The sequence below is a fragment of the Janthinobacterium sp. GW821-FHT03A03 genome, assembly GCF_059421435.1.
The window spans coordinates 74,892-94,930 of record NZ_JBWKUZ010000013.1; the positions used below are offsets into that span (position 1 = coordinate 74,892).

Annotated in this window: 19 protein-coding genes; 12 read left to right on the plus strand and 7 right to left on the minus strand. The window is 63.8% G+C overall.

Features of this window, described 5'->3' with window-relative positions; translation table 11 throughout:
* Positions 1-19 precede the first annotated feature (19 nt).
* The 8 genes from hisA to tatC all read left to right on the plus strand — a co-directional run bounded on the left by hisA (position 20) and on the right by tatC (position 4,493).
* Positions 20-793 (plus strand): 1-(5-phosphoribosyl)-5-[(5-phosphoribosylamino)methylideneamino]imidazole-4-carboxamide isomerase, encoded by a 774-nt coding sequence (hisA, locus tag AC07VI_RS20760; protein ID WP_099375468.1) that lies wholly within the window; start codon positions 20-22, stop codon positions 791-793.
* A 60-nt stretch (positions 794-853) separates the two neighbouring features.
* Positions 854-1,615, plus strand: coding sequence for an imidazole glycerol phosphate synthase subunit HisF (gene hisF / locus AC07VI_RS20765; protein ID WP_070290307.1), 762 nt, complete (start codon positions 854-856; stop codon positions 1,613-1,615).
* Positions 1,616-1,649: 34 nt separating this feature from the next.
* Complete coding sequence (gene hisI, locus AC07VI_RS20770; RefSeq protein ID WP_086147035.1) at positions 1,650-2,087, plus strand: phosphoribosyl-AMP cyclohydrolase; 438 nt, start codon at positions 1,650-1,652, stop codon at positions 2,085-2,087.
* Positions 2,084-2,455: a phosphoribosyl-ATP diphosphatase gene (locus AC07VI_RS20775; RefSeq protein ID WP_034753849.1), complete on the plus strand. Its 372-nt coding sequence runs from the start codon at positions 2,084-2,086 to the stop codon at positions 2,453-2,455. The genes hisI and AC07VI_RS20775 overlap by 4 nt, the downstream gene beginning before the upstream one ends.
* A 15-nt stretch (positions 2,456-2,470) precedes the next feature.
* On the plus strand, positions 2,471-2,842 hold the full coding sequence (locus AC07VI_RS20780; protein ID WP_086147034.1) for a histidine triad nucleotide-binding protein: 372 nt from the start codon (positions 2,471-2,473) through the stop codon (positions 2,840-2,842).
* An 80-nt stretch (positions 2,843-2,922) separates the two neighbouring features.
* On the plus strand, positions 2,923-3,159 hold the full coding sequence (gene tatA / locus AC07VI_RS20785; protein ID WP_086147033.1) for a Sec-independent protein translocase subunit TatA: 237 nt from the start codon (positions 2,923-2,925) through the stop codon (positions 3,157-3,159).
* 48 nt (positions 3,160-3,207) lie between these two features.
* Positions 3,208-3,741: a Sec-independent protein translocase protein TatB gene (gene tatB, locus AC07VI_RS20790; protein WP_086147032.1), complete on the plus strand. Its 534-nt coding sequence runs from the start codon at positions 3,208-3,210 to the stop codon at positions 3,739-3,741.
* A complete protein-coding gene (gene tatC, locus AC07VI_RS20795; RefSeq protein WP_035823092.1) occupies positions 3,738-4,493 on the plus strand; it encodes a twin-arginine translocase subunit TatC in 756 nt (251 codons plus the stop codon). The genes tatB and tatC overlap by 4 nt, the downstream gene beginning before the upstream one ends.
* Before the next feature lie 84 nt (positions 4,494-4,577).
* On the opposite strand, the gene AC07VI_RS20800 is transcribed toward tatC, so the two are convergent.
* Positions 4,578-4,979 carry a hypothetical protein gene (locus tag AC07VI_RS20800; protein ID WP_157792441.1) on the minus strand — a complete coding sequence of 134 codons (402 nt, stop codon included), beginning with the start codon at positions 4,977-4,979 and terminating at the stop codon, positions 4,578-4,580.
* A 171-nt stretch (positions 4,980-5,150) separates the two neighbouring features.
* The gene (locus tag AC07VI_RS20805; RefSeq protein ID WP_319017227.1) at positions 5,151-6,803 is read right to left on the minus strand and encodes a DUF885 domain-containing protein; all 1,653 of its coding nucleotides are present in this window, start codon (positions 6,801-6,803) and stop codon (positions 5,151-5,153) included.
* On the opposite strand from AC07VI_RS20805, the gene AC07VI_RS20810 reads away from it, so the two are divergent.
* Positions 6,802-7,059: a hypothetical protein gene (locus tag AC07VI_RS20810; protein WP_319017228.1), complete on the plus strand. Its 258-nt coding sequence runs from the start codon at positions 6,802-6,804 to the stop codon at positions 7,057-7,059. The genes AC07VI_RS20805 and AC07VI_RS20810 overlap by 2 nt on opposite strands.
* Before the next feature lie 119 nt (positions 7,060-7,178).
* On the opposite strand, the gene AC07VI_RS20815 is transcribed toward AC07VI_RS20810, so the two are convergent.
* From AC07VI_RS20815 to AC07VI_RS20825, 3 genes are read right to left on the minus strand one after another with little or no spacing between them, the layout of a single operon-like run.
* The gene (locus tag AC07VI_RS20815; protein WP_492991859.1) at positions 7,179-7,667 is read right to left on the minus strand and encodes a hypothetical protein; all 489 of its coding nucleotides are present in this window, start codon (positions 7,665-7,667) and stop codon (positions 7,179-7,181) included.
* A gap of 52 nt (positions 7,668-7,719) precedes the next feature.
* Entirely contained in the window at positions 7,720-11,901 is a 4,182-nt protein-coding gene (locus tag AC07VI_RS20820) for a DEAD/DEAH box helicase (RefSeq protein WP_492991857.1), read from the minus strand.
* A complete protein-coding gene (locus tag AC07VI_RS20825; RefSeq protein WP_492991855.1) occupies positions 11,898-13,841 on the minus strand; it encodes a dipeptidyl-peptidase 5 in 1,944 nt (647 codons plus the stop codon). Before AC07VI_RS20825 ends, AC07VI_RS20820 begins: the two co-directional genes overlap by 4 nt.
* A 200-nt stretch (positions 13,842-14,041) precedes the next feature.
* Here AC07VI_RS20825 and hemE point away from each other — a divergent pair, with 200 nt between their 5' ends.
* The 3 genes from hemE (at position 14,042) to AC07VI_RS20840 (ending at position 18,372) form a co-directional block, all read left to right on the plus strand.
* Positions 14,042-15,127, plus strand: coding sequence for a uroporphyrinogen decarboxylase (gene hemE, locus AC07VI_RS20830; RefSeq protein ID WP_492991853.1), 1,086 nt, complete (start codon positions 14,042-14,044; stop codon positions 15,125-15,127).
* A gap of 885 nt (positions 15,128-16,012) precedes the next feature.
* Positions 16,013-17,683, plus strand: a complete 1,671-nt coding sequence (locus AC07VI_RS20835) for a sensor histidine kinase (RefSeq protein WP_492991851.1) — start codon at positions 16,013-16,015, stop codon at positions 17,681-17,683.
* Positions 17,683-18,372, plus strand: coding sequence for a response regulator (locus AC07VI_RS20840; protein WP_226936354.1), 690 nt, complete (start codon positions 17,683-17,685; stop codon positions 18,370-18,372). The genes AC07VI_RS20835 and AC07VI_RS20840 overlap by 1 nt, the downstream gene beginning before the upstream one ends.
* A 3-nt stretch (positions 18,373-18,375) precedes the next feature.
* Here AC07VI_RS20840 and AC07VI_RS20845 read toward each other — a convergent pair whose 3' ends face one another.
* Together AC07VI_RS20845 and AC07VI_RS20850 are read right to left on the minus strand one after the other, a co-directional pair.
* Positions 18,376-19,593: a pilus assembly protein TadG-related protein gene (locus AC07VI_RS20845; RefSeq protein WP_086147025.1), complete on the minus strand. Its 1,218-nt coding sequence runs from the start codon at positions 19,591-19,593 to the stop codon at positions 18,376-18,378.
* Positions 19,594-19,624: 31 nt separating this feature from the next.
* Positions 19,625-20,029, minus strand: coding sequence for a TadE/TadG family type IV pilus assembly protein (locus AC07VI_RS20850; protein WP_157792440.1), 405 nt, complete (start codon positions 20,027-20,029; stop codon positions 19,625-19,627).
* Between the last annotated feature and the right edge of the window lie 10 nt (positions 20,030-20,039).

Consider the following 20,039-nt stretch of genomic DNA (forward strand, 5'->3'; position numbering starts at 1 on the left):
CTTTTAAACCACACTGACCATGCTGCTCATTCCCGCCATCGACCTGAAAGACGGTCACTGCGTACGCCTGAAACAAGGCGATATGGAACTTGCCACCGTATTTTCCGAAGACCCGGCCGACATGGCCCGCCATTGGCTGATGCAAGGCGCGCGCCGGCTGCACCTGGTCGACCTGAACGGCGCCTTCGCCGGCAAGCCGAAGAATGAAGGCGCCGTGAAAGCCATCCTCAAGGCGGTGCAGGACTTCGCCGTGGAAAACGACATCGAGGAAATCCCCGTGCAGCTGGGCGGCGGCATCCGCGACCTCGACACCATCGAGCGCTACCTCGACGCCGGCATCAGCTACATCATCATCGGCACGGCGGCCGTGAAAAGCCCCGGCTTCCTGCACGACGCCTGCAGCGCCTTCCCCGGCCACATCATCGTCGGCCTCGACGCCAAAGATGGCAAAGTGGCAACGGATGGCTGGAGCAAGATGTCCGGCCATGAAGTGATCGACCTGGCGAAAAAATTCGAAGCCTACGGCGTCGAATCGATCATCTACACGGACATCGGCCGCGACGGCATGATGGGCGGCATCAATATCGACGCCACCGTCAAGCTGGCGCAAGCCGTCAAGATCCCCGTCATCGCTTCGGGCGGCCTGCACAACATCGGCGATGTGGAAGCGCTGTGCGCCGTCCAGGCCGAAGGCATCGAGGGCGTGATCTGCGGCCGCTCCATCTATGAAGGCACGATCGACCTGGCGCAGGCGCAGGAACGCGCCGACGAGCTGACCGACGCCGCCGTTTAAGCCTGCCCGGCCGGGGCGCGCGCACACGTTCCCTGGCCTGGCGACAATCTGGAACCCATCATGCTTGCAAAACGTATCATCCCCTGCCTCGACGTGACCAATGGCCGCGTCGTCAAAGGCGTCAACTTCACGGAATTGCGCGACGCGGGCGATCCGGTGGAAATTGCCCGCCGTTATGACGAACAGGGCGCCGACGAAATCACTTTCCTCGATATTACCGCCTCGAGCGACAACCGCGGTTTGATCTTCGACATCATCGAAGCGGTGGCGTCGCAAGTGTTCATTCCGCTGACCGTGGGCGGCGGCGTGCGCGTGGTGGAAGACGTGCGTCGCCTGCTCAACGCGGGCGCCGACAAGGTCAGCATCAACACCTCGGCCGTGACGAATCCGCAGCTGGTGTTTGAGGCATCGCAAAAGCACGGTTCGCAATGCATCGTCGTCGCCATCGACGCCAAGCAGGTGTCGCCCGGCAAGTGGGAAGTGTTTACCCATGGCGGGCGCACGGCCACGGGCCTGGACGCCTTCGAGTGGGCGCGTAAAATGGAAAGCCTGGGTGCCGGAGAGATCTTGCTTACCAGCATGGACCGCGACGGCACCAAGGTGGGCTTCGACCTGGGCCTGACGCGCGGCGTGTCCGACGCCGTCAGCATTCCCGTCATTGCCTCGGGCGGCGTGGGCGGCTTGCAAGACCTGGTCGACGGCATCAAGGTGGGCCGCGCCGATGCCGTGCTGGCCGCCAGCATCTTCCACTATGGCCAGCACACGGTGCAGGAAGCCAAGCAATTCATGGCGCAGCAGGGCATTCCCATGCGCCTGGCGTAAAGGCAAGCAGTCAATATCAGCGGGATAGAAGAACATGCAGAACGGAACCATCGTAGCAAGCAATGCCAAGTGGCTGAAAAAGGTCAAATGGGACGAGCACGGGCTGGTGCCCGTGATCGCGCAGGAAGCGGGCAGCAATGACGTGCTGATGTTCGCCTGGATGAACCGCGACGCGCTGGCGCGCACGGTGGAGCTGGGCGAAGCCGTGTACTGGAGCCGTTCGCGCAAGAAACTGTGGCACAAGGGCGAAGAATCGGGCCACACGCAAAAGGTGCTGGAAATCCGCCTCGATTGCGACGAAGACGTGGTCTTGCTGAAAATCGAGCAGGCCGGCGGCATCGCCTGCCATACGGGCCGCCATTCGTGCTTCTTCCAGAAGTTCGAAGGCGACGAGAAAACGGGCGAATGGCAAGTCACCGAGCCCGTGCTGAAAGATCCCGACACGATTTACGCGGAAAGCAAGAACAAATGAGTGAAACCTTGAAACGCCTGGCCGCCGTGATCGAATCGCGCAAGCTGGCCAATGGCGGCGACCCCGCCACCTCGTATGTCGCGCGCCTGTTCGCCAAGGGCGATGATGCGATTTTGAAAAAAATCGGCGAGGAAGCGACGGAAACCGTGATGGCCGCCAAGGATGCGCGCCGCGACAACGACCCGTCAAAGGTCTTGTACGAATGCGCCGACCTGTGGTTCCATTCGCTGGTGATGCTGGCGCAGTTCGACCTGACGCCGCAGCAGGTGCTCGACGAGCTGGCGCGCCGCGAAGGCTTGTCCGGCCTGGAAGAGAAGGCGGCGCGCAAGGATGAGCTGCGCGACGCCGGCGAAACAGACAAACACTGACCTACTGGAGCGTGCGTGGATAACTGTATTTTTTGCAAGATTGCTGCAAAACAAATTCCCTCGAGCATAGTGTATGAAGACGAGGACTTGCTGGCCTTCAAGGACATCAACCCGGCCGCCCCCGTGCACCTGCTCCTGATTCCGAAGCGCCACGTGGCGACCCTGTCCGACTGCGACGACAGCCATACGGAGATGCTGGGCAAGCTGCTGCGCCTGGCGCCGAAGCTCGCTGCCGAGTTCGGCTGCGCCGTCAGCTATGACGCCGACGGCACGCCTGCCGGCGGCTTCAAGACCATGATCAACAGCGGCCCGAACGGCGGGCAAGAGGTGTACCACCTGCACATGCATGTGTACGGCGGTCCCCGCCCCTGGCGCGGCCAGCACTGATTTCGCCGTGCGCCGGGTTCGCGTGTATACTACCGGCATTGGTTGACGCTATTCGGGCACCGTCCCGCAAGGAGAATGTGATGGGTTCATTGAGTATTTGGCACTGGGTGATCGTTCTGGTTATCGTGATGCTGGTCTTCGGCACCAAGAAACTGGGCAATATCGGCGGTGATATCGGCAAGGCCGTCAAAGGCTTCAAGGATGGCGTCAAGGGCGACGATGAGGCGCCTGCCGCCAATACCCCTCCTGCTGCGCCATCGCAAGTGGCCGACAAAAGCACGATCGACGTCGAAACGAAAGAGAAAAGCAAGTCCTGATAGCGTGGCGGGGCCCTTGCCTCGTCCGGTAACAGCCCTTGTCCGCTTATGATCGATCTCGGTCTCTCTAAAATCGCCATCATCGGCGTGGTTGCGTTGATAGTCATCGGTCCTGAAAAGCTGCCGAAGGTGGCGCGCATGGCCGGCACCCTGTATGGCCGCGCGCAGCGCTACCTGAACCAGGTGAAATCCGAAGTCACGCGCGAAATCGAACTGGAAGAGCTGAAAAACCTGCAGAAGGAAGTGCAGGATGCGGCCCATTCCGTCCAGCAAAGCGTGGAGAAATCCATGCATGGCGTGGAAAACTCGATTTCCGGCAACCTGGCCGAGGTGGAAAACGCCTGGCGCGGCGATTCCAGTGCATATGACGGGCATCACGATGCCCATGAAGCCATGCTGCGCGCCACCAACGATGACCTGGCCCGCAAGGCGCGCGAATTCCGCCGCAAGAAACTGGTGCGCAATTCCGCCGTTCCCGGCTGGTACAAGCAGCGCCATGGCGGCAAGCAGCACGTGCAGTCGGCCGCCGCCCGCGTGGCGCGTTTCCGTCCGCGCGCCAGTTCCTCCTCCTTTTACTCATGAGTAGCAAATCTCCGGTGGAAGAAACCTTTATCTCGCATCTGGTCGAGCTGCGCAACCGCCTGGTGAAAGCCTCGATCGGCATCGCCGTCGTCTGCGCCGTGCTGTTTTACTGGCCCGGCCCCTCGCATATCTACGACTTCATTGCCGCGCCGATGATCGCCTCGCTGCCGGCCGGCTCGAAAATGATCGCCACCGGCGTCATTTCGCCCTTCCTGGTGCCGATGAAGGTCACCCTGGTGATCGCCTTCATCGTCGCCTTGCCCTGGGTGCTGTACCAGATGTGGGCCTTCATCGCGCCCGGCCTGTACACGCATGAAAAGCGTTTGATCGCGCCGCTGGTCATCTCGTCGTCGCTGCTGTTCATGGCCGGCGTGGCCTTCTGTTATTTCTTTGTGTTTGGCCGCGTGTTCCACTTCATCAGCGACTTTTCGCCATCGTCGATCGCGGTGACGCCGGATATCGAAAACTACCTCGATTTCGTCATGTCGATGTGCCTGGCCTTCGGCGCCACCTTCGAAGTGCCCGTGGTGGTGGTGATCCTCGTGCGCATGGGCTTGGTTTCCATCGCGAAACTCAAGGAAGTGCGCCCCTACATCATCGTCGGCGCCTTCGTGATTGCCGCCATCGTCACGCCGCCGGACGTGGTCAGCCAGTTCTCGCTGGCCATCCCCATGTGCCTGCTGTTCGAGCTGGGCCTGCTGGTGGCGCCCATCTTCGTCAAGGCCACCCAGGCGCCGGAAGAAGCGTCCTAGACGCTTTACTATACTCGCAAGCAAAAGCCGCTGACCTCCCCCGGGAGCAGCGGCTTTTTTGTTGCCAGGAAAGTGAGTGTGCGCTTACTGCAGCATCAGTTTGCTGAGGATGCCCAGGTTGAGCAGGATCAAGGTGCTCATCATCCAGTACACGCGTTTCATGTCCGCGCCCTGGCGCAAGTCCAGGCGTTCCAGGCGGGCGTCGAATTTTTGCTCCAGGGCGTCTATTTTGGTGTCGAGCCTGAGTTCCAGCGCGTCGATCTTCACCTCCAGGGCGCCAAACTTGGTATCGACCTGTTGCGACACCAGCTTGATTTCCCCCAGCAGATTGCGCTCCAGCGCCGCCAGTTCGCCATGCACGACGACGGCCGAGCCCAGCACTTCGCCCAGCGCCATCGCATGGGCCTCCGCCTGCTGCGTGGGCACGCCCGCCGAGGCGAGGCGTTTGGCGTAATCGAGGGTGTCGAACTGGATGGGCATATGCATGGACGCTCCCGAACTCACCCTAGCAGAAAAATCGGCAATTGCCAGTGAGGAGTGCGGTGGCGCCTGCCTTCCCGTCAGCTTAATCGACAGGGCGGTAGCTGGTTTGCGGCGGCGCAAACGCATGCAAAAAGGGCGCCGCAGCGCCCTTTGCAAGCTGACGGCGAGCGCCGCTTAATTCATCAATTCCTTGATGACTTTGACAGGGGCGCTGCCGTAGCTGAGGAACTGCTCATGGAAATCCTTCAGCACGAACTTGTTGCCCAGCGCCTGCTTGCGCTGTTCGCGCAAGTCCATGATTTCGCTGTAGCCGCTGAAATAGCTAGTCAGTTGCACCGAGCTCAACTGCACACGGCGCCATTTTTCCGTCGCTTCGCGCTTGGTCTGGAAAGCCTGGCGCGTCAGCAGGTCCAGCGCCTGCGCTTCCGTCATGCCCAGCACGTGCACGCTGTAGTCGAGGATGGTGTTGGTGACGCTGCGCAAGTTCCACTTCGAATACATCAGCCACATTTCCGGCGCGTTGTTGCCATAGCCCGATTCGAGCATCATGCGCTCGCCATACACGGCCCAGCCTTCGATCATGGCGCCATTGCCGAAGATGGACTTGACCAGCGACGGCGACTTGTTGGCGTACACGAGCTGCGTGTAATGGCCGGGGATGGCTTCGTGGATATTTAAAATCTGCAAGATCCAGTGGTTGTACTCGCGCAAGCTGCTTTCCGCCTGCTCCGGCGTTTCGCCGTCGAGCGGCGTCACGTTGTAATAGGTGCGGTCCTGCGGGCGGTAGGGGCCGGGCGCCTCGATGCTGGCGCCGGCCACGCCGCGCTGGTAGGCGGGCGTTTCACGCACGACCAGCGGCTTTTTCGGGTCCATCGTCAGCAGATTGTGGCTGCTCACCCATTCCTGCAATTCCGGGATCTGGCGGCGGATTTCCGGCACGAAATCGGCGGGCGCCACGTGCTTGCTCGACAACTTGTCGATCACCATGCCGATCTTCGTCGTGCGGTCCGCCGGCTTGGCCGTGCCGCCCATGGTTTTCACCCACAGCTCGTCGGACAGGCTGTCCATGTGTTCGAGCAGCTTTTCGCGGGCGGCCAGGGCTTTCTGGTACATCTGCTCGGCGCTCACGCTGGCCTGGATATCGTAGGCGAATTTCTGTTCATATAAATCCTTGCCGATGCGGAAGGAGCGCGCATTGCCGTTCTGCGCCAGCGCCGCATCCTGTTCCGTCAGCCAGGCCGCATAGCCTTGCACGGCCGTGCGGGCCGCGGCGATGCGGGCGTTGTACAGCTGCTTTTCCGCCGGCGTCAGGATGGAACCCTGTGCCGTCTTGTTCAGGTCGTCAAGCACGCTGAGCACGCCGGCGCTCTGGGCGATGGCCAGCTGCGTATGCTCGCGCGTGGGGTGATTGATACTGGCGCGCGCGGCCGCATAGTATTGCGGCACGCCGGCGATGCGCTTGAGCAAGGTGCGCAGGCGCTGCGGCTGGGCCGCGTATTCCGTGTTCAGGATGAAATCGATGGAGCCGGCCACGTTGTACTGGGCGGGATTCCATTCGAATTCGCGGAAGGTGGTCAGATACCAGCGGTCCGCTTGCAGCTTGTTCGTCAGCAGGGCCAGGTCGGTACGTTGCTTGTCGGACATCTTGCTGGCATTCAACTTGCCAAACTTGCCCAGCCATTCTTCGATGAAGGCCAATTGCTTCTGGCGGCTGGCCGCGTCAGGAATGCTCAGGTTGGCGGCGCCGTCGTACTTGCCGACCGAAATCGCGCTTTCCGGATCCAGGCGCCACAGGGCCGTGAGGAACTGGCCGCTGAGGTTATTCATGGAACGGTCGCTGCTGTTCTCGCTGGCGACGGCCGCGACCGTGGCTGCCGTCGCAGCCGTGGCGACGACAGCCTTCCTGGCGACGGTTTTCTTCTTGCTGCTGCTGGTGCCTGCCTTGCCGCTTTTCTGCGGTTTCTTGGCGGCGCTGGCCGGCGTCAGCGTAAAGGCCATCATCAATGCGGCGAGCGCAATTTTATTTCTTGTCAGCATAGTTGGTCTCTTGAATATTTGGCTGTTTGTAAAAATCAGTAAATAATAAACTGATAATATAAGTAACAAACAACTATTGAAAGGTTGGCCTTGCTTGCCTGGGCGGCCCAAAGATTAGCATTAATTGCCGCCGCTGCGCAGTTTTTTGCGCCGGGCGTTCCCGCGCTAGACGACGACGGCGCCGCCGCGCAGCATGTCCTGATGGCGCGCATTCAGGTCCGCCACGGCGTCCTTGCCGCGCGCCATGCCGGTGGCGTGGATTTCCGTTTCTTGCGTGTAGCGCTGGCTGACGCGCACCGTGTAGGACTGGAACAGCCAGCTCCAGAAGTTCGTTTCGTAGACGGCTTCATCCATGTCGCGCCATTTGACGCCCGTCAGTTTCTTTTTCCACGGCAAGATGCCGGACGCCAGCCACACGCCTGCCTCGTCGCAATACAGCTGGTAGCTGCGGATGGTCAACAGGCGGTAGCCGACGATCAGGGCCGAGCCGACCAGCACCACGAAGGCGGCCCGCGTGTTGTGCTTGAAGGCCAGCGGCAAGGCGGCAAAGAACAGCAGCACGGCGATGATGAAGGTGCTGACGTAGGCCGTCCAGGATTTGCCGCACAAAAAGGTGGCGCGCTGGCCGGCGCTGGTGGCGATGAAGTCGGTCATGGGGAAATAGGGCGAAGAAACAGGAATAATCGCATGGAACGGGACCGGCTGTTCATTTTTTCAAGCCCTCCTGCAGCATGCCCAGCATGTCATTGGCCGACATGCGCGCGGCCGCGTCGCTGCCTTCCAGCAGACTGTCGGCCAGGTCGCGTTTGTGCTGGTGCAATTCGACGATGCCTTCCTCGATCGTGTGTTTCGCCACCAGGCGGTAAATGGTGACGGGGCGCAACTGCCCCATGCGGTGGGCGCGGTCCGAGGCCTGGTCTTCCACGGCCGGGTTCCACCACGGGTCCATGTGGATCACGTAGTCGGCCGCCGTCAGGTTGATGCCCATGCCGCCCGCCTTCAGGCTGATCAGGAAAACGTCGCCGTCTCCCGCCTGGAAGGCATCCACGCGGCGCTTGCGCTCCTGCATGGGCGTGGCGCCGTCGAGATACTGGTAGCTGACGCCATGCTGCTCCAGGTGCTGGCGGATAAGGGTCAAATGGTCGACGAACTGGCTGAAGACGAGCACCTTGTGGCGGTTTTCCAGCAGACCCGACAGCAGTTCGGCGAAGGCCGCCAGCTTGCTGCTGGCCAGGCCCAGCTCGGGCGCCACCAGCTGCGGATTGCAGCAGGCGCGGCGCAGCTTCATGATTTCGGCCAGGATCTGGATGGCCTTTTTCGACGCCGGCCCTTCCACCATGGCCAGCTTTTCCAGCGCTTCGCGGCGCAAGGATTCGTACAGCGCCGTTTCCGGCGGCGACAGTTCCACCTCCAGCACGATTTCCGTGCGTGATGGCAATTCCGACAGCACTTGCGTTTTTGTCCGGCGCAGGATGAATGGCGCGATCAGGCGGCGCAGGCGCAGGCGCGCGCCGGCCGCCGCCCGCTTGTCCTGATCCTTTTCGATCGGTCCCGCAAAGCGCAAATTGAACTGGTCCAGGGTGCCCAGCAAGCCCGGGTTAATAAAACGGAACAGATTCCACAGTTCGCCCAGGTGGTTTTCCAGCGGCGTGCCGCTGGCCACCATGCGGAAATCGCCTTGCAGGGCCATCACGGCTTGCGAACGCTTGGTGGCGCCGTTCTTGATGGCCTGCGCTTCGTCGAGCACGATCGTATGCCAGCGCACGTCCGCGAACAGCTGGGCTTCCTGCTGCAGCAAGCCATAGCTGGCCACCACCAGGTCGAACGGCTGCAGGGTGTCGAGCATGTCGGCGCGGTCGCCGCTGCCGAACAGCTTCACCTTCAAGGTGGGGGCGAAGCGCTGCGCCTCGCTGATCCAGTTCATGCACACGGAGGTGGGCGCGACGACGAGGGTGGGGCCGTTCGGCGCCCGCGCCAGGATCAGGGCCAGCGCCTGCAAAGTCTTGCCGAGTCCCATGTCGTCGGCCAGGCAGGCGCCCACGCCCCAGTGCGCCAGACGCGCCAGCCACTCGTAGCCGGCCAGCTGGTAGTCGCGCAGGTCGGCCTGCAGGGTGCTGGGCAACTGCGGCGTAAAGTCGTCGAGGGCGCGCAGGCGCAGCAGGTGCTCGCGCCACAGTTTGTCGGCCTTCACGCCGCCCGCATCGTTGGCCAGCTCTTCCAGCGCGAACGCGGCCAGCGGGTGGATATGCACGCCATCGGCATGCGCCTCGCCATACGCGGCCAGTTCCGACAGGCGGCGGTGCAATTCGTCGCTGAGTGCGAGGAACTGGTTGTCGCCCAGGGCCACGAAGCGGCTTTTATTGTTCTGCATCAAATCGAGCAAGGCGCGCAAATCCATCACCTTGTCTTCGTCGATCTGCACGTCGCCGCTGGCGGCAAACCAGTCTTTTTCGCTCCTGATATTGAGGCGCATCTGGCCGCTGTCGATGCGTTTCGATACGCGCATGGTTTCGCCCTCGGGCCAGGCCAGCACGATGCCGGCAGGATCGAGCGCCTGCAGCTCGACCAGCAATTGCAGGCCCAGCGCTGGCTGGCCCAGCAGCCACTCGCCATGCTCTTCATCGGCCTCTTCCAGCACCAGGCAACGTCCGATGAGCTGGCGCTGCGCTTCGCGTTCCGCATTCAGGTCGCGCCGCGCCTGCACGGCACGCCCTGCCACGTCGGCAAACACGCTTTCGGCGCCGCTGCCGGGCGCGTAATAGGCGCCGTTGTCGTGCAGCGGCCGCACGAGAATCTGCATCTTGAGTCCCTGCTGGTAGGGCAGCAGGTGCACGTGCAGGCGGTGGTCGGCCGTGATGACTTCCGCGTCGCCCGCGCCGCCGCCGATGTCGGACTGCACGGTGACCATGGACGAGATGGCGCCGATGGCCTGCATCACCTGTTTTTCCGCATGCAGGGGTACGGACAGGCCCAGGCCCACGATGGCGCCGATGCGCCGGTGTTCGTCGAGGATGTGCACCACGCGCAGGCGCGTCGGCGTCTCGCGCTGCACCACGACGTTGCCGCCGTTGTCGGGCAGCGGCGGCTGCATGCCCAGCCATAGCTGCCCCTCGTGCGACTTGATCAGGAGCTCGGGCGCGCCGGCGATCAGTTCCACGCGCGTGTCGGGGTGATCGAGCCAGAACACGAGCGGGTGGCCCACCAGCAGCACGGCGGCCTTGTCCAGCTCGACTTCATAGCGCGGTGCCGACGAATAGTATTGCTTGAACGGCGCGATGCTGCCGGCCGCGCGGGCGTCCTGCGGCGTGAGGAAATCGATGTCGCCCGCTTCTTCCGCCAGGCGTTTGAGGCCCATGGCGCGGCCCTTGCTCCAGCCGCCGCGCGCGTCGCGCTTCTGCTCGCGCACTTCCACGGCCGTCAGGCCGAAGCGCGGGTCGAACGCCACCAGCCACACGAGGCGCGAGACGCTGCCGACGGCTTCGGCCGGCGCGTTCTGCTGCAGGTTGATCAGGGCGCTCAGCTGGCGCTGCCATGCTTCCTGGCGCTCGAACCACGGCGCCATGTCCGTCAGGCCGTGCTGCGCCCGCTTGGCCGTCGCATAGCGCTCCTGCTGCGGCTCGCTCATCAGGCCCAGCAAGCCGGCCGCCTGCGCGGCGATCAGGTCGTAGCCGGCCGCGTCGGCCTGCTGTACCAGCAATGTCAGTTGGGGTTTGCGTTCGCTCAATTGCGGCAGCGCAAGCCAGTAGTACAGCAAGGCCTGGAACAGCTGGGCCTGCAGTCCCGTTTCCCAGTTGCGCGTGGGAATGCCTTCGGCTTGCAGCACGCCGGCGCGCACCATGCGCAGCATGTTCAGCTGCTGGTAGACGATGCTGTCGTGGTTCGGCTGGGCGTGCAGGGCGATGTCGAGGTAGGTTTCCGCCGTTTTCAGCAGCTTGGCGTCGTTGCCGCGCAGCAAGGCCAGCACGTACAGGTGGCCGCCGATGCCCGTGAAACACAGCTTGCGCTTGCCCGCCTCCTTGCGCAGCCCTTTCAGGGCCGTTTCGAAGCCCGCCACGGCGTGCGCGTGTTCGCCGCGCAAGAGGGCGATGCTGCTGTCGACAAACAGCGCCTGCGGTCCCTGCTGGCCCGCCAGGTAGCGGGCGGCCGCGTCGAGTTCGCCGCACAGCAGGGCGTCCTCGGCCAGGGCCAGCGGCAGGGCGGCGCCGATGTGGTCGCCGGCCGCCGCCTGGCGCGCATGATGGGCGCGCGCATAGGCGCGGATGGCGTGCGCCGTGGCCGGTTCGCGCGGGGCGTTGCCCAGCAGCACGGCGAGGACGTCATCCTGCAGTTGCGGCATGACGAAAGACAACATTTCCGGCTCGAACGGCCGGCCGAAGATCTCGATCAGCGGATGCAGCTGCTGCGCTTCATAGCAGGCCATGCAGGCGGCCAGGATGGCGGCCACCTGGCGCACCTCGTCATTGCGCAAGAGGGCGATGCGCAGGCGCGCCACGCCTTGCCGGTAGCTGCGCAATTCCACATAGCCGTCCCAGTTGCGCCGCACGGGATTGATCAGCTCGATGGCCTGGCACAGGTCGCGGAACACCAGATGCTCGATGGCGGCACGCATGGCGGGCCAGCGCAGCTTCGCTTCGCAGGCGAAACCCCGTCCCACCACCTCGCTGGCCAGCGCCAGACGCGTCAGCCGCTGCAGCATGTTCGTCACCACCAGCAGGGAAAACGGCGTGCCGTCCGGCTCGACGACATTGGCGCGCTGCAAGTGTTCATACACGGCATGCTTGCCCACCGGCTCGCCCGTGATGGCCAGCAAGGCCAGGATCATCTGTTCGTGCTGCTCCAGGGCGGCGAATTCGGCTAGCAGGTGCTGGTCCAAATGCGGGTCGGTCATGCGGGCAGATTGGCGATATGCACGGGCGGCTCGCCGGCCGCCACGGGCAGGCCGAACACGCGCTGGTAGAAATACAGTTCCGCATCCAGCGTGCGCACGATGTTTTCCGCCTTGCGGAAGCCGTGTCCCTCGCCTTCCAGGGGCACGTAGGCGACGGGCACGCCGCGCGCCTGCAGGGCGTCAACCATCTGCTGCGACTGCTGCGGCGGCACCACCTTGTCATCGAGGCCCTGGAAGAAGATCATCGGGCGCGACAATTTATTGGTGTGGTGGATGGGCGAGCGCTCGCGGTACAGGGCATCGGCCTGCGGCTGGGGGGCGATCAGGTAGTCGGTGTAGCGCGATTCGAACTTGTGCGAATCGTCGTCCAGGCCCTTCAGGTCGGATACGCCATAGTAGCTGGCGCCGGCCTTGAAGACGTCGTGGAAGGTCAGCGCGCACAGGGTCGTCAAGCCGCCCGCGCTGCCGCCGCGCACGATCAGGCGTTCGGGGTCGGCCAGGCCGTTGGCCGCCAGGTAGCGGGCGCCGGCGATGCAGTCTTCCACGTCGACGATGCCCCATTGCCCGCGCAGCGCGTCGCGGTATTCGCGGCCGAAGCCGCTGCTGCCGCCATAGTTGACGTCAAGCACGCCGATGCCGCGGCTGGTCCAGTACTGCGTCGCCAGCTTCAAGGTATTGCTGGCCATGCTGGTGGGGCCGCCGTGGCTGATGACGATGACGGGCGGCAAGGTGCCTGCCGGCGCCTGCACCTCGTCATTTTTCGGCGGATAGAAGAAGGCGTGCGCCGTGCGGCCGTTGCTGCTAGGAAAGCTCAAGCTGCGCGGCACGGACAGGTAAGCCAGCGCGGGCAGGGCAGCGATCGACTGCGCCAGCACTTCCAGCTCGTGGTTAGCCAAATCGATGCGCGCCAGTTCCAGCGCGATGGTGGGGCTGCCACCGAGCAGCGCGACGAAGCCGGAGCCCACGCGCAGTTCGCGGATTTCCTGGTACGGGTGGGGAATCGGCTCCAGCTTGGCCGCCGCCACGCTCAATTGCGCCAGGTAGCTGATGCCGGACTGGATATACGTGCAGACGATCTCGTCGTCGGACAGGAAACCGTACATGCTGCCGCCGAAGGTCCAGTGCGGCGTGGCAAATTCCGCTTCCATCGGGCACAGCGCCTCGATGTCGGCGCCGTGCAGGCGGTACAGATTCCACCAGCCGCTGCTGTCGGAAACGAAGTGCAGCAAGCCGTTCGGTGACCATTCCGGCTGGCAAATCGACTCGCGCGCGCCGCCGGCGATCAGGCGCGGCGAGCCCAGCGTGCCATCCGCCTGCACGTCGGCCAGCCACAGTTCCGTGCCCTGCCACGGCAGGCGCGGGTGGTCCCAGCTGATCCAGGCCAGCTGGCTGCCGTCCGGCGACAGGCGCGGCGCCGCATAAAAGTCGTGGCCGCGCGCCAGCACCGTTTCGCGCCCGTCGAAGCCGACGGCGGCCAGGCAGTTTTCCGGATGCGCGTGGCCTTGCTCCGGATGCTGTTCGCGCACGGCGATCAGGCGGGAGCGGGCCGCATCGACGACGAAGTCTGCGTGGCGCGTGTTGCCGCCCGTGGTGAACGCCTCGGGCGCGCCGTCGCCGGCCACGCGGTACAGGCAGTTGTCGGCGAAATGCGAGAAATACACGCTATCGCCGGCCACGGCATAGGCGCCGCCGCCGTATTCATGCACGCGGCTGCGCACATTGAACGGTGCCGGCGTCAGTTCATCGACCCGCGCGCCGCGCTGGCGCAGCAGGGTGTTGCGGCCCGCCTCGCTGGCGCGCCCGGCCAGCCAGAACACATCGGCGCCATCGGCACCGCCCAGGGCCAGCTGCGTCAGCGGCGAGGCGCCGGCGGCGACGATGGCCGCGCTGATCGGCGATGGCCAGATGCCATAAGGGGTGCTGGATGCGGTCGAGGTCATGCGGGCTCCGTGTAGTGAGGGGATCAAGGGCCGCCAGGCAGGATCAGGGCGCGTGGCAGCGTGCATCATCATAATGGAAGGTCAGGCACAACGAAAGTCATCGCTGTGTGCGGCAAATGCTGCAAAGCGGCACCGGAATCAATGAAATGGCGGCGATTGGATGCGATAATACCGCTTCTCCCAGCTATTGATTGCCTTCCATGCCACAATTTGCTCCGCTCCAGAATGACACTTTCCTGCGCGCCCTGCTGCGCCAGCCGACCGAGCACACCCCCGTCTGGCTGATGCGCCAGGCAGGCCGCTACCTGCCCGAATACCGCGCCACGCGCGAGCGGGCCGGTTCCTTCCTGGGCCTGGCAAAGAATCCCGATTACGCCACGGAAGTGACCCTGCAGCCCCTGGAGCGCTTCCCGCTGGACGCGGCCATCCTGTTTTCCGACATCCTGACGGTGCCCGACGCCATGGGCCTGGGCCTGTATTTCGCCGATGGCGAAGGTCCGAAGTTCGAGCGCCCGCTGCGCACGGAGCAGGACGTGAAGGCATTGCAGGTGCCGGACCTGACGTCGCTCGACTATGTCTTCAAGGCCGTCACGCAGATCCGCACGGAACTCAACGGCCGCGTGCCGCTGATCGGCTTTTCCGGCAGCCCGTGGACCCTGGCGTGCTACATGGTGGAAGGCGGCGGCTCGAAAGAGTTCCACACCATCAAGAAGATGCTGTACAACCGCCCGGACCTGATGCACCACATCCTGGCGATCAACGCCACCTCCGTGGCGCAGTACCTGAATGCGCAAATCGATGCCGGCGCGCAAGCCGTGATGATTTTCGATTCCTGGGGCGGTGCGCTGGCCGATGGCGCCTACCAGGAATTTTCGCTGGCCTACATGCAGCAGGTGGTGGCGCAGCTGAAGCGCGACAAGGATGGCGTGAAGATTCCCGCCATCGTGTTCACCAAGGGCGGCGGCCAGTGGATCGAACAGATCGCCGACATCGGCGCCGATGCCGTGGGCCTGGACTGGACCGTCAACCTGGCGCGCGCGCGCCAGCTGGTGGGCCATAAAGTGGGCTTGCAGGGCAATCTCGACCCGGCCATCCTGTTCGCCAGCCCCGAGCAGATCCGCGCCGAAGTGGCGAAAGTGCTCAACGCGTTTGGCGCGCCGTCGGCCGGCTCGGGCCACGTGTTCAACCTGGGCCACGGCATTTCCCAGTTCACGCCGCCGGAATCCGTGGCAGCGATGGTGGAAGCCGTGCACAGCATGAGCCGCGCCATGCGCAGCGGCCAGTAAGCGAGCGCACGGCACCCGGCAGCGCCGCGCGCGCCCGGGCAGAAGGCAGGTTTTCCACAGGAAGCCTGCCTTTTTCTTTGGTGCCATGCAACATGCCATACCGACTTATGCACAATTTTTTTTGCTGCGGAAATAACAGGCAGTGGAAAACCCCTGCCCGGGGAGTGCCGGCAAGTAATTGATTCTTAAGAAGAAAAAAATCTTCCCCAGAGCGATCCTTGCCATAATTGGCAAGGTTGTTCTTCCGCCCGGCAGCTTTATCAGTTCATTGTCCACAAAGTTATCAACAGATTCTGTGGATAAAATTGAAAAGTAATTTGTTAACGGGGGCTTAGCGTGGGAATTCAGGTTTTACTTGAATGTCATGTTGCACCGCATGATATTTGAACAATATTTTGCGCCGACGCTGCGCCGTGCGGCTGGCCTGCCCGGCAAACGCCTATTTTGTTCCTGGGGCGTAAGAAATACATTGATTTGAGTCATGCAAATGGCGTCTATTCTTGTGTGAAAAATTCATGAATAGCTCAGTTATGCACAGACCTGGAGAAAGTCAGGTGTTTTTTTCTCTCCCGGGCAGTGATTTTTAAGGCATTGATTTTAAAGGATTAAATTTTATTTCGTGCCCCCCTTGACGGCGATCAAAATTTTCTATCCACATTATTCTGACAGTTAATTTTGCTTTGTCCACAAAGTTATCCACAGAATTATCTTCAGGATGGGGCGCTGTTTTTGCCTGGGTAAAGGAGTGCGGATTTTCCGGTAGACAAACACTAGTTCCGTGCGTACACTCGACGATTGCAAAGAAAGCAATTTTGCAGATTTGTGCACAGTGGCAAGCGTAACGCTGTGCCCTGTCTTGATGAAATCCCCTAGCGCGGAGGTGCGGTGAAGGACGAAAACGCATTCAGCGTGCAGTTGACGAGCGATACCGCCGATGCTGCCATGGTGTGCGGCATCCGCCTCTTGCTGGCCGTGTTTGCAGTCGTCATCTGCGTCGTCAATCCGGGCGGCGACGTCCATCTGAGCGACCTGGCCACGGTCGTGTGCGGCGCCTACGCGCTGCACAGTGCGGCACTATTTGCCCTCATGCAAATTCGCCTGTCCAGCATGCCGGGCAAGGCCATCTACTGGTATGACGTGGGCTGGTTCGGCCTGATCGTCTATTACAGCGGCAGCAGCAACGGCTATGTCTTCCTGCTGTTCTTTTTCGCCATCCTGGCCGCTTCGTTCCAATTCGGCTTTCGCGAAGGCTCGCGCGTGACGCTGATGTCGGCCGCCGCCCTGATGCTGGTGGCGCTGCTGGCGCAGGCCGCCGAGCAGCGCTGGCATTTGCTGTGGTGTACCAGCTTCCTGCTGGCGCTGGGCCATCTGATCGCCTACTGGGGCGGCATGGGCCTGCAGCAGAAACGCCGCCTGGCCCTGCTGCGCGACGTCAGCCGCCTGTCGAATCCCCGCTTCGGCATCAACCATTCGCTCTCGTCCATCCTGGAGAAAAACCGCGTCTTCTTTCGCGCCAGCAGCTGCATCCTGGTGCTGCAGGATGGCGACTCGGACAAATGGCTGCTGCGCACGGCGACGGCGGCCAATGCGGGCACGTCGATCGAACCGGTGCGCCTGTGCGCGAGCGCCATGCCGGCCCTGCTGGCCTTTTCCCCGGAACACAGCGTGCTGCATGTGCGCCCGCGCCTGACGTGGTGGCCGTGGATGGGCGGCACGCGCGTGCTGGGACGCGGCTGCAGCAAGTGGCGGCGTTTCGGCGGCGATGCGGGCGAGCGCCTGGTCGAGCTGCTCGAGGCGCGCGCCTTCGTCAGCGCATCCTTGCGTTTGCGCAAGGGACAGGGACGCGTGTACCTGATGTCGGCGCGGCATGGCTTCAGCAAGGCCGATGCGCTGTTTCTCAAGCATATCGTGGCGCAAGTGTTTCCCATGATGGAAAACATCGAATTGCTGGACCGCCTGGCGTCGGAAGCGGGGCAGCGCGAACGGCAGAAAATCGCCTGCGACCTGCATGACAGTACTTTGCAGCCGTATATCGGCTTGCGCCATGGCATCAGTGCCGTGCGCCAGGCGGCCGCGCCGGACAACCCCCTCATCGACGACCTCGACAAGCTGCTGGCGATGGCCACCGAAGTGGTGGGCGACATGCGCCACTTCGTCAAAAACCTGAACAGCGGGCAGTTGCGCAAGGAGCCCGAATTGCTGCTGGCCTTGCGGCGCCAGGCGGAGCAGGTGCGCCAGTTCTATGACATCGACATCGCCCTGCGCGTCTCGCCCGCCATCGAAGTGAGCGACCGCCTGGCGGCCGAAGTGTTCCAGATCGTCAGCGAAGGCATCAGCAATATCCGCAAGCATACGCGCGCGCGCCATGGCACGATCGACGTCGATTGCAGCAATGGCTGGCTGCAGATCCTGATTGAAAACGAGGGCGATGGCGCGCCGGCTGCGCCCTTCACGCCCTCGTCGATCGCCACGCGCACGGCGGCGCTGGGCGGGCGCCTGCTGGTCAAGCGCCCCGGCGATGGCGGCACCTCGCTGCAGATTGCGATTCCCCTGTGATGCCGGCCGCGAGCGCGCCCGCATGCGCCGGGCAGGCGATCCGCGTGATGCTGGTCGACGACCACAAGACCATGTTGTGGGGACTGGAAAAGCTGATCGAAGGCACGCCGGAAATGTCGCTGGTGGGTTCGGCAGGCGATGCCGAGACGGCGCTGGCGATGGCGGCTTCGCAGCGGCCGCATGTCATCGTACTGGACCTGGACCTGGGCGGTTCATGCTCGACCGATATCCTGCCCCAGCTGCTGGCCGGCGGCGGCACGCGCGCGCTGGTGCTGAGCGGCACGCGCAGCCAGGAATTGCTGGGCAAGGCCGTGCGCGCCGGTGCGCGCGGCGCGCTGGGCAAGGAAGCGCCGGCCGAGCTGCTGCTGCATGTGATCCGCAAGGTGCACCTGGGTGAACTGTGGCTCGAGCAGACCCTGCTCGGCTCCCTGCTCGGCGAGTTGCTGGCGCCCAAGGCGCCGCCGCCGCACAATCCCGAAGACGCGCGCATCGCCAGCCTGACGGCCAAGGAGCGCAAGATCGTCGGCATGATCGTCGATGGCAATGGAGCGCTGAACAAGGACCTGGCGCAGCGCGCCTTCATCGCCGAGCACACGCTGCGCAATCACCTCAGTTCGATCTATCACAAGCTCGGCGTCGGCAACCGCCTGGAGCTGTACGTGTACGCCACGCGCCACAAACTCGGTTGAGCGCTACTCCGCAATGGCCACGCGCGAGCCCTGGTAAGCCTCGTTGTACACGGGTTTGCTAAATTCCGACAGCATGCCGCCCGTAAACGACATCGTATCGGCGATCAGCATCAGGTAGGGCCGGCCCTTGAGACCGCCGCTACCCACGAGGTTCAGCGCCGAGGACGGGAAATACAGGGTGCCGGCCAGCTCGCCGCTGACGCCGCCCGTGATCTCGTTCTTGCCTGTGACCTTGTCGCGGTCGCCATAGAACAGGATGCCGGCCATGGGGCCCGTTTCCGGCGCCGCCAGCTTGAGCACGCCGCTGCCGCGGATGCTGACCGCTCCCTGCGTATAGAAGGCCACGCCGTCGCCGTGCAGGTTGACGGCGCCGTCGACCGTGAAGCCGCCCTTGAGCACATAGACGCCCGGGGTAAAGTTGACCGTGATGCCGCCCGACAGATTGATGCCGTCGGGATACACGCCGGGCCGCAGGGTGTGCGTGCCCGTGCCCTTCAGCGTGCCGTTCGCCTGCGTGGCGCCGCCCGGCGGTGGCTGCAAACGCGCCAGCGGGTCCAGGCGCGCCGCCTGGCCGACCTGTGGCGTGGGCAGGAAGGCGCTGCCGCCGTCGTGCCGGTAGCCGGGCGCCTGCACGCCGATGCTGTCGGCGCGCACGGTCATGGCGCCGCTGGCCGTCAGGGTATTGGCCGTGCTGCCATTGACGAACATCGCACAGTGTTCGCCCGTGATCTCGCCGGCTCCCGTGACCGTCATCGCCTCGCTGACGTTCTTGCCGTTGAGGGCCAGGAAACAGGTGGCGTCGGGCCGCGCGCCGGCCACCGCGCGCGCCTGCACTTCGACCGCGCGGAAGCCGAACAGGCCCATGAAATGCGTGGGCACGGCTTGCGTCAGCTGCACTTCCACATAGCCGGGGCGCGCCGCCTGGGCGCCGGCCAGGGGCGGCAGGTGCACGCTGGTGCCGCTGGCGGCAAAGCCGTTCAGGGCCGCATCCTGCTTGCCCGCCGCGACGATGTCGGCCAGGCTGGCCTGGCGCTGCATTTCCAGCGCGGCCGAGACGGCGCCCGCATCGGCCGCCGTCTGCATGCGCCGCTTGACGAGATACAGCATGCCGCTGTCGCCCGCCAGGCCGGCAAAGCCGATCAGCAGCGGCAGCAGCAGCGCCGTGGCAACGGGGATGCTGCCGCGCTGGCGGCGGGAACGCAGGGGAGTGGACAGGCGCATGGAATACCTCGCTTCGGCGGATTGGGAAATGTCATTGGGAAATCATCATGCTGGCCGAACTGCGCAGCGGAATGCTGAGCGAGCCGACCATGGCGCTGACGGGATGGAAGCGGTAGCTGGCGCTGACGGTGACGATGCTGCCGGGCGCGTTGTCGCCGCCATCCCAGCTGACGTCGATCGTGTCGAAGCGCAGGCCGACGGCGTGCGCCGCCACCCGCCGCTGTATCAGCTCGCGGGCGCGCTCGCGGCTGTAGCGGCCATCGGTATTGCCCAGGACGCTGCCATAGCGCGCGCCTTCGCGGCTGGCCTGCGACAGGGTGTTGTAGTTCCATACCGCCAGCGCCAGATTGACGATGGCAAACGTCAGCAGCAACAGCAGCGACAGGGTGAGGGCGAATTCGACGGCAAAGGAGCCGCGCTGGCGGATGGGAGGCATGGCGTGATCG

Coding starts and splice junctions, on each gene's coding strand:
- tatB (WP_086147032.1), top strand. CDS start 3,208: ATGATCGATCTCGGTCTCTCTAAAATCGCCATCATCGGCGTGGTTGCG.
- hisA (WP_099375468.1), top strand. CDS start 20: ATGCTGCTCATTCCCGCCATCGACCTGAAAGACGGTCACTGCGTACGC.
- AC07VI_RS20840 (WP_226936354.1), top strand. CDS start 17,683: ATGCCGGCCGCGAGCGCGCCCGCATGCGCCGGGCAGGCGATCCGCGTG.
- hisF (WP_070290307.1), top strand. CDS start 854: ATGCTTGCAAAACGTATCATCCCCTGCCTCGACGTGACCAATGGCCGC.
- AC07VI_RS20810 (WP_319017228.1), top strand. CDS start 6,802: ATGGAACGGTCGCTGCTGTTCTCGCTGGCGACGGCCGCGACCGTGGCT.
- tatC (WP_035823092.1), top strand. CDS start 3,738: ATGAGTAGCAAATCTCCGGTGGAAGAAACCTTTATCTCGCATCTGGTC.
- AC07VI_RS20850 (WP_157792440.1), bottom strand. CDS start 20,029: ATGCCTCCCATCCGCCAGCGCGGCTCCTTTGCCGTCGAATTCGCCCTC.
- tatA (WP_086147033.1), top strand. CDS start 2,923: ATGGGTTCATTGAGTATTTGGCACTGGGTGATCGTTCTGGTTATCGTG.
- AC07VI_RS20845 (WP_086147025.1), bottom strand. CDS start 19,593: ATGCGCCTGTCCACTCCCCTGCGTTCCCGCCGCCAGCGCGGCAGCATC.
- AC07VI_RS20800 (WP_157792441.1), bottom strand. CDS start 4,979: ATGCATATGCCCATCCAGTTCGACACCCTCGATTACGCCAAACGCCTC.
- hemE (WP_492991853.1), top strand. CDS start 14,042: ATGCCACAATTTGCTCCGCTCCAGAATGACACTTTCCTGCGCGCCCTG.
- AC07VI_RS20805 (WP_319017227.1), bottom strand. CDS start 6,803: ATGAATAACCTCAGCGGCCAGTTCCTCACGGCCCTGTGGCGCCTGGAT.
- AC07VI_RS20815 (WP_492991859.1), bottom strand. CDS start 7,667: ATGACCGACTTCATCGCCACCAGCGCCGGCCAGCGCGCCACCTTTTTG.
- AC07VI_RS20775 (WP_034753849.1), top strand. CDS start 2,084: ATGAGTGAAACCTTGAAACGCCTGGCCGCCGTGATCGAATCGCGCAAG.
- AC07VI_RS20820 (WP_492991857.1), bottom strand. CDS start 11,901: ATGACCGACCCGCATTTGGACCAGCACCTGCTAGCCGAATTCGCCGCC.
- hisI (WP_086147035.1), top strand. CDS start 1,650: ATGCAGAACGGAACCATCGTAGCAAGCAATGCCAAGTGGCTGAAAAAG.
- AC07VI_RS20825 (WP_492991855.1), bottom strand. CDS start 13,841: ATGACCTCGACCGCATCCAGCACCCCTTATGGCATCTGGCCATCGCCG.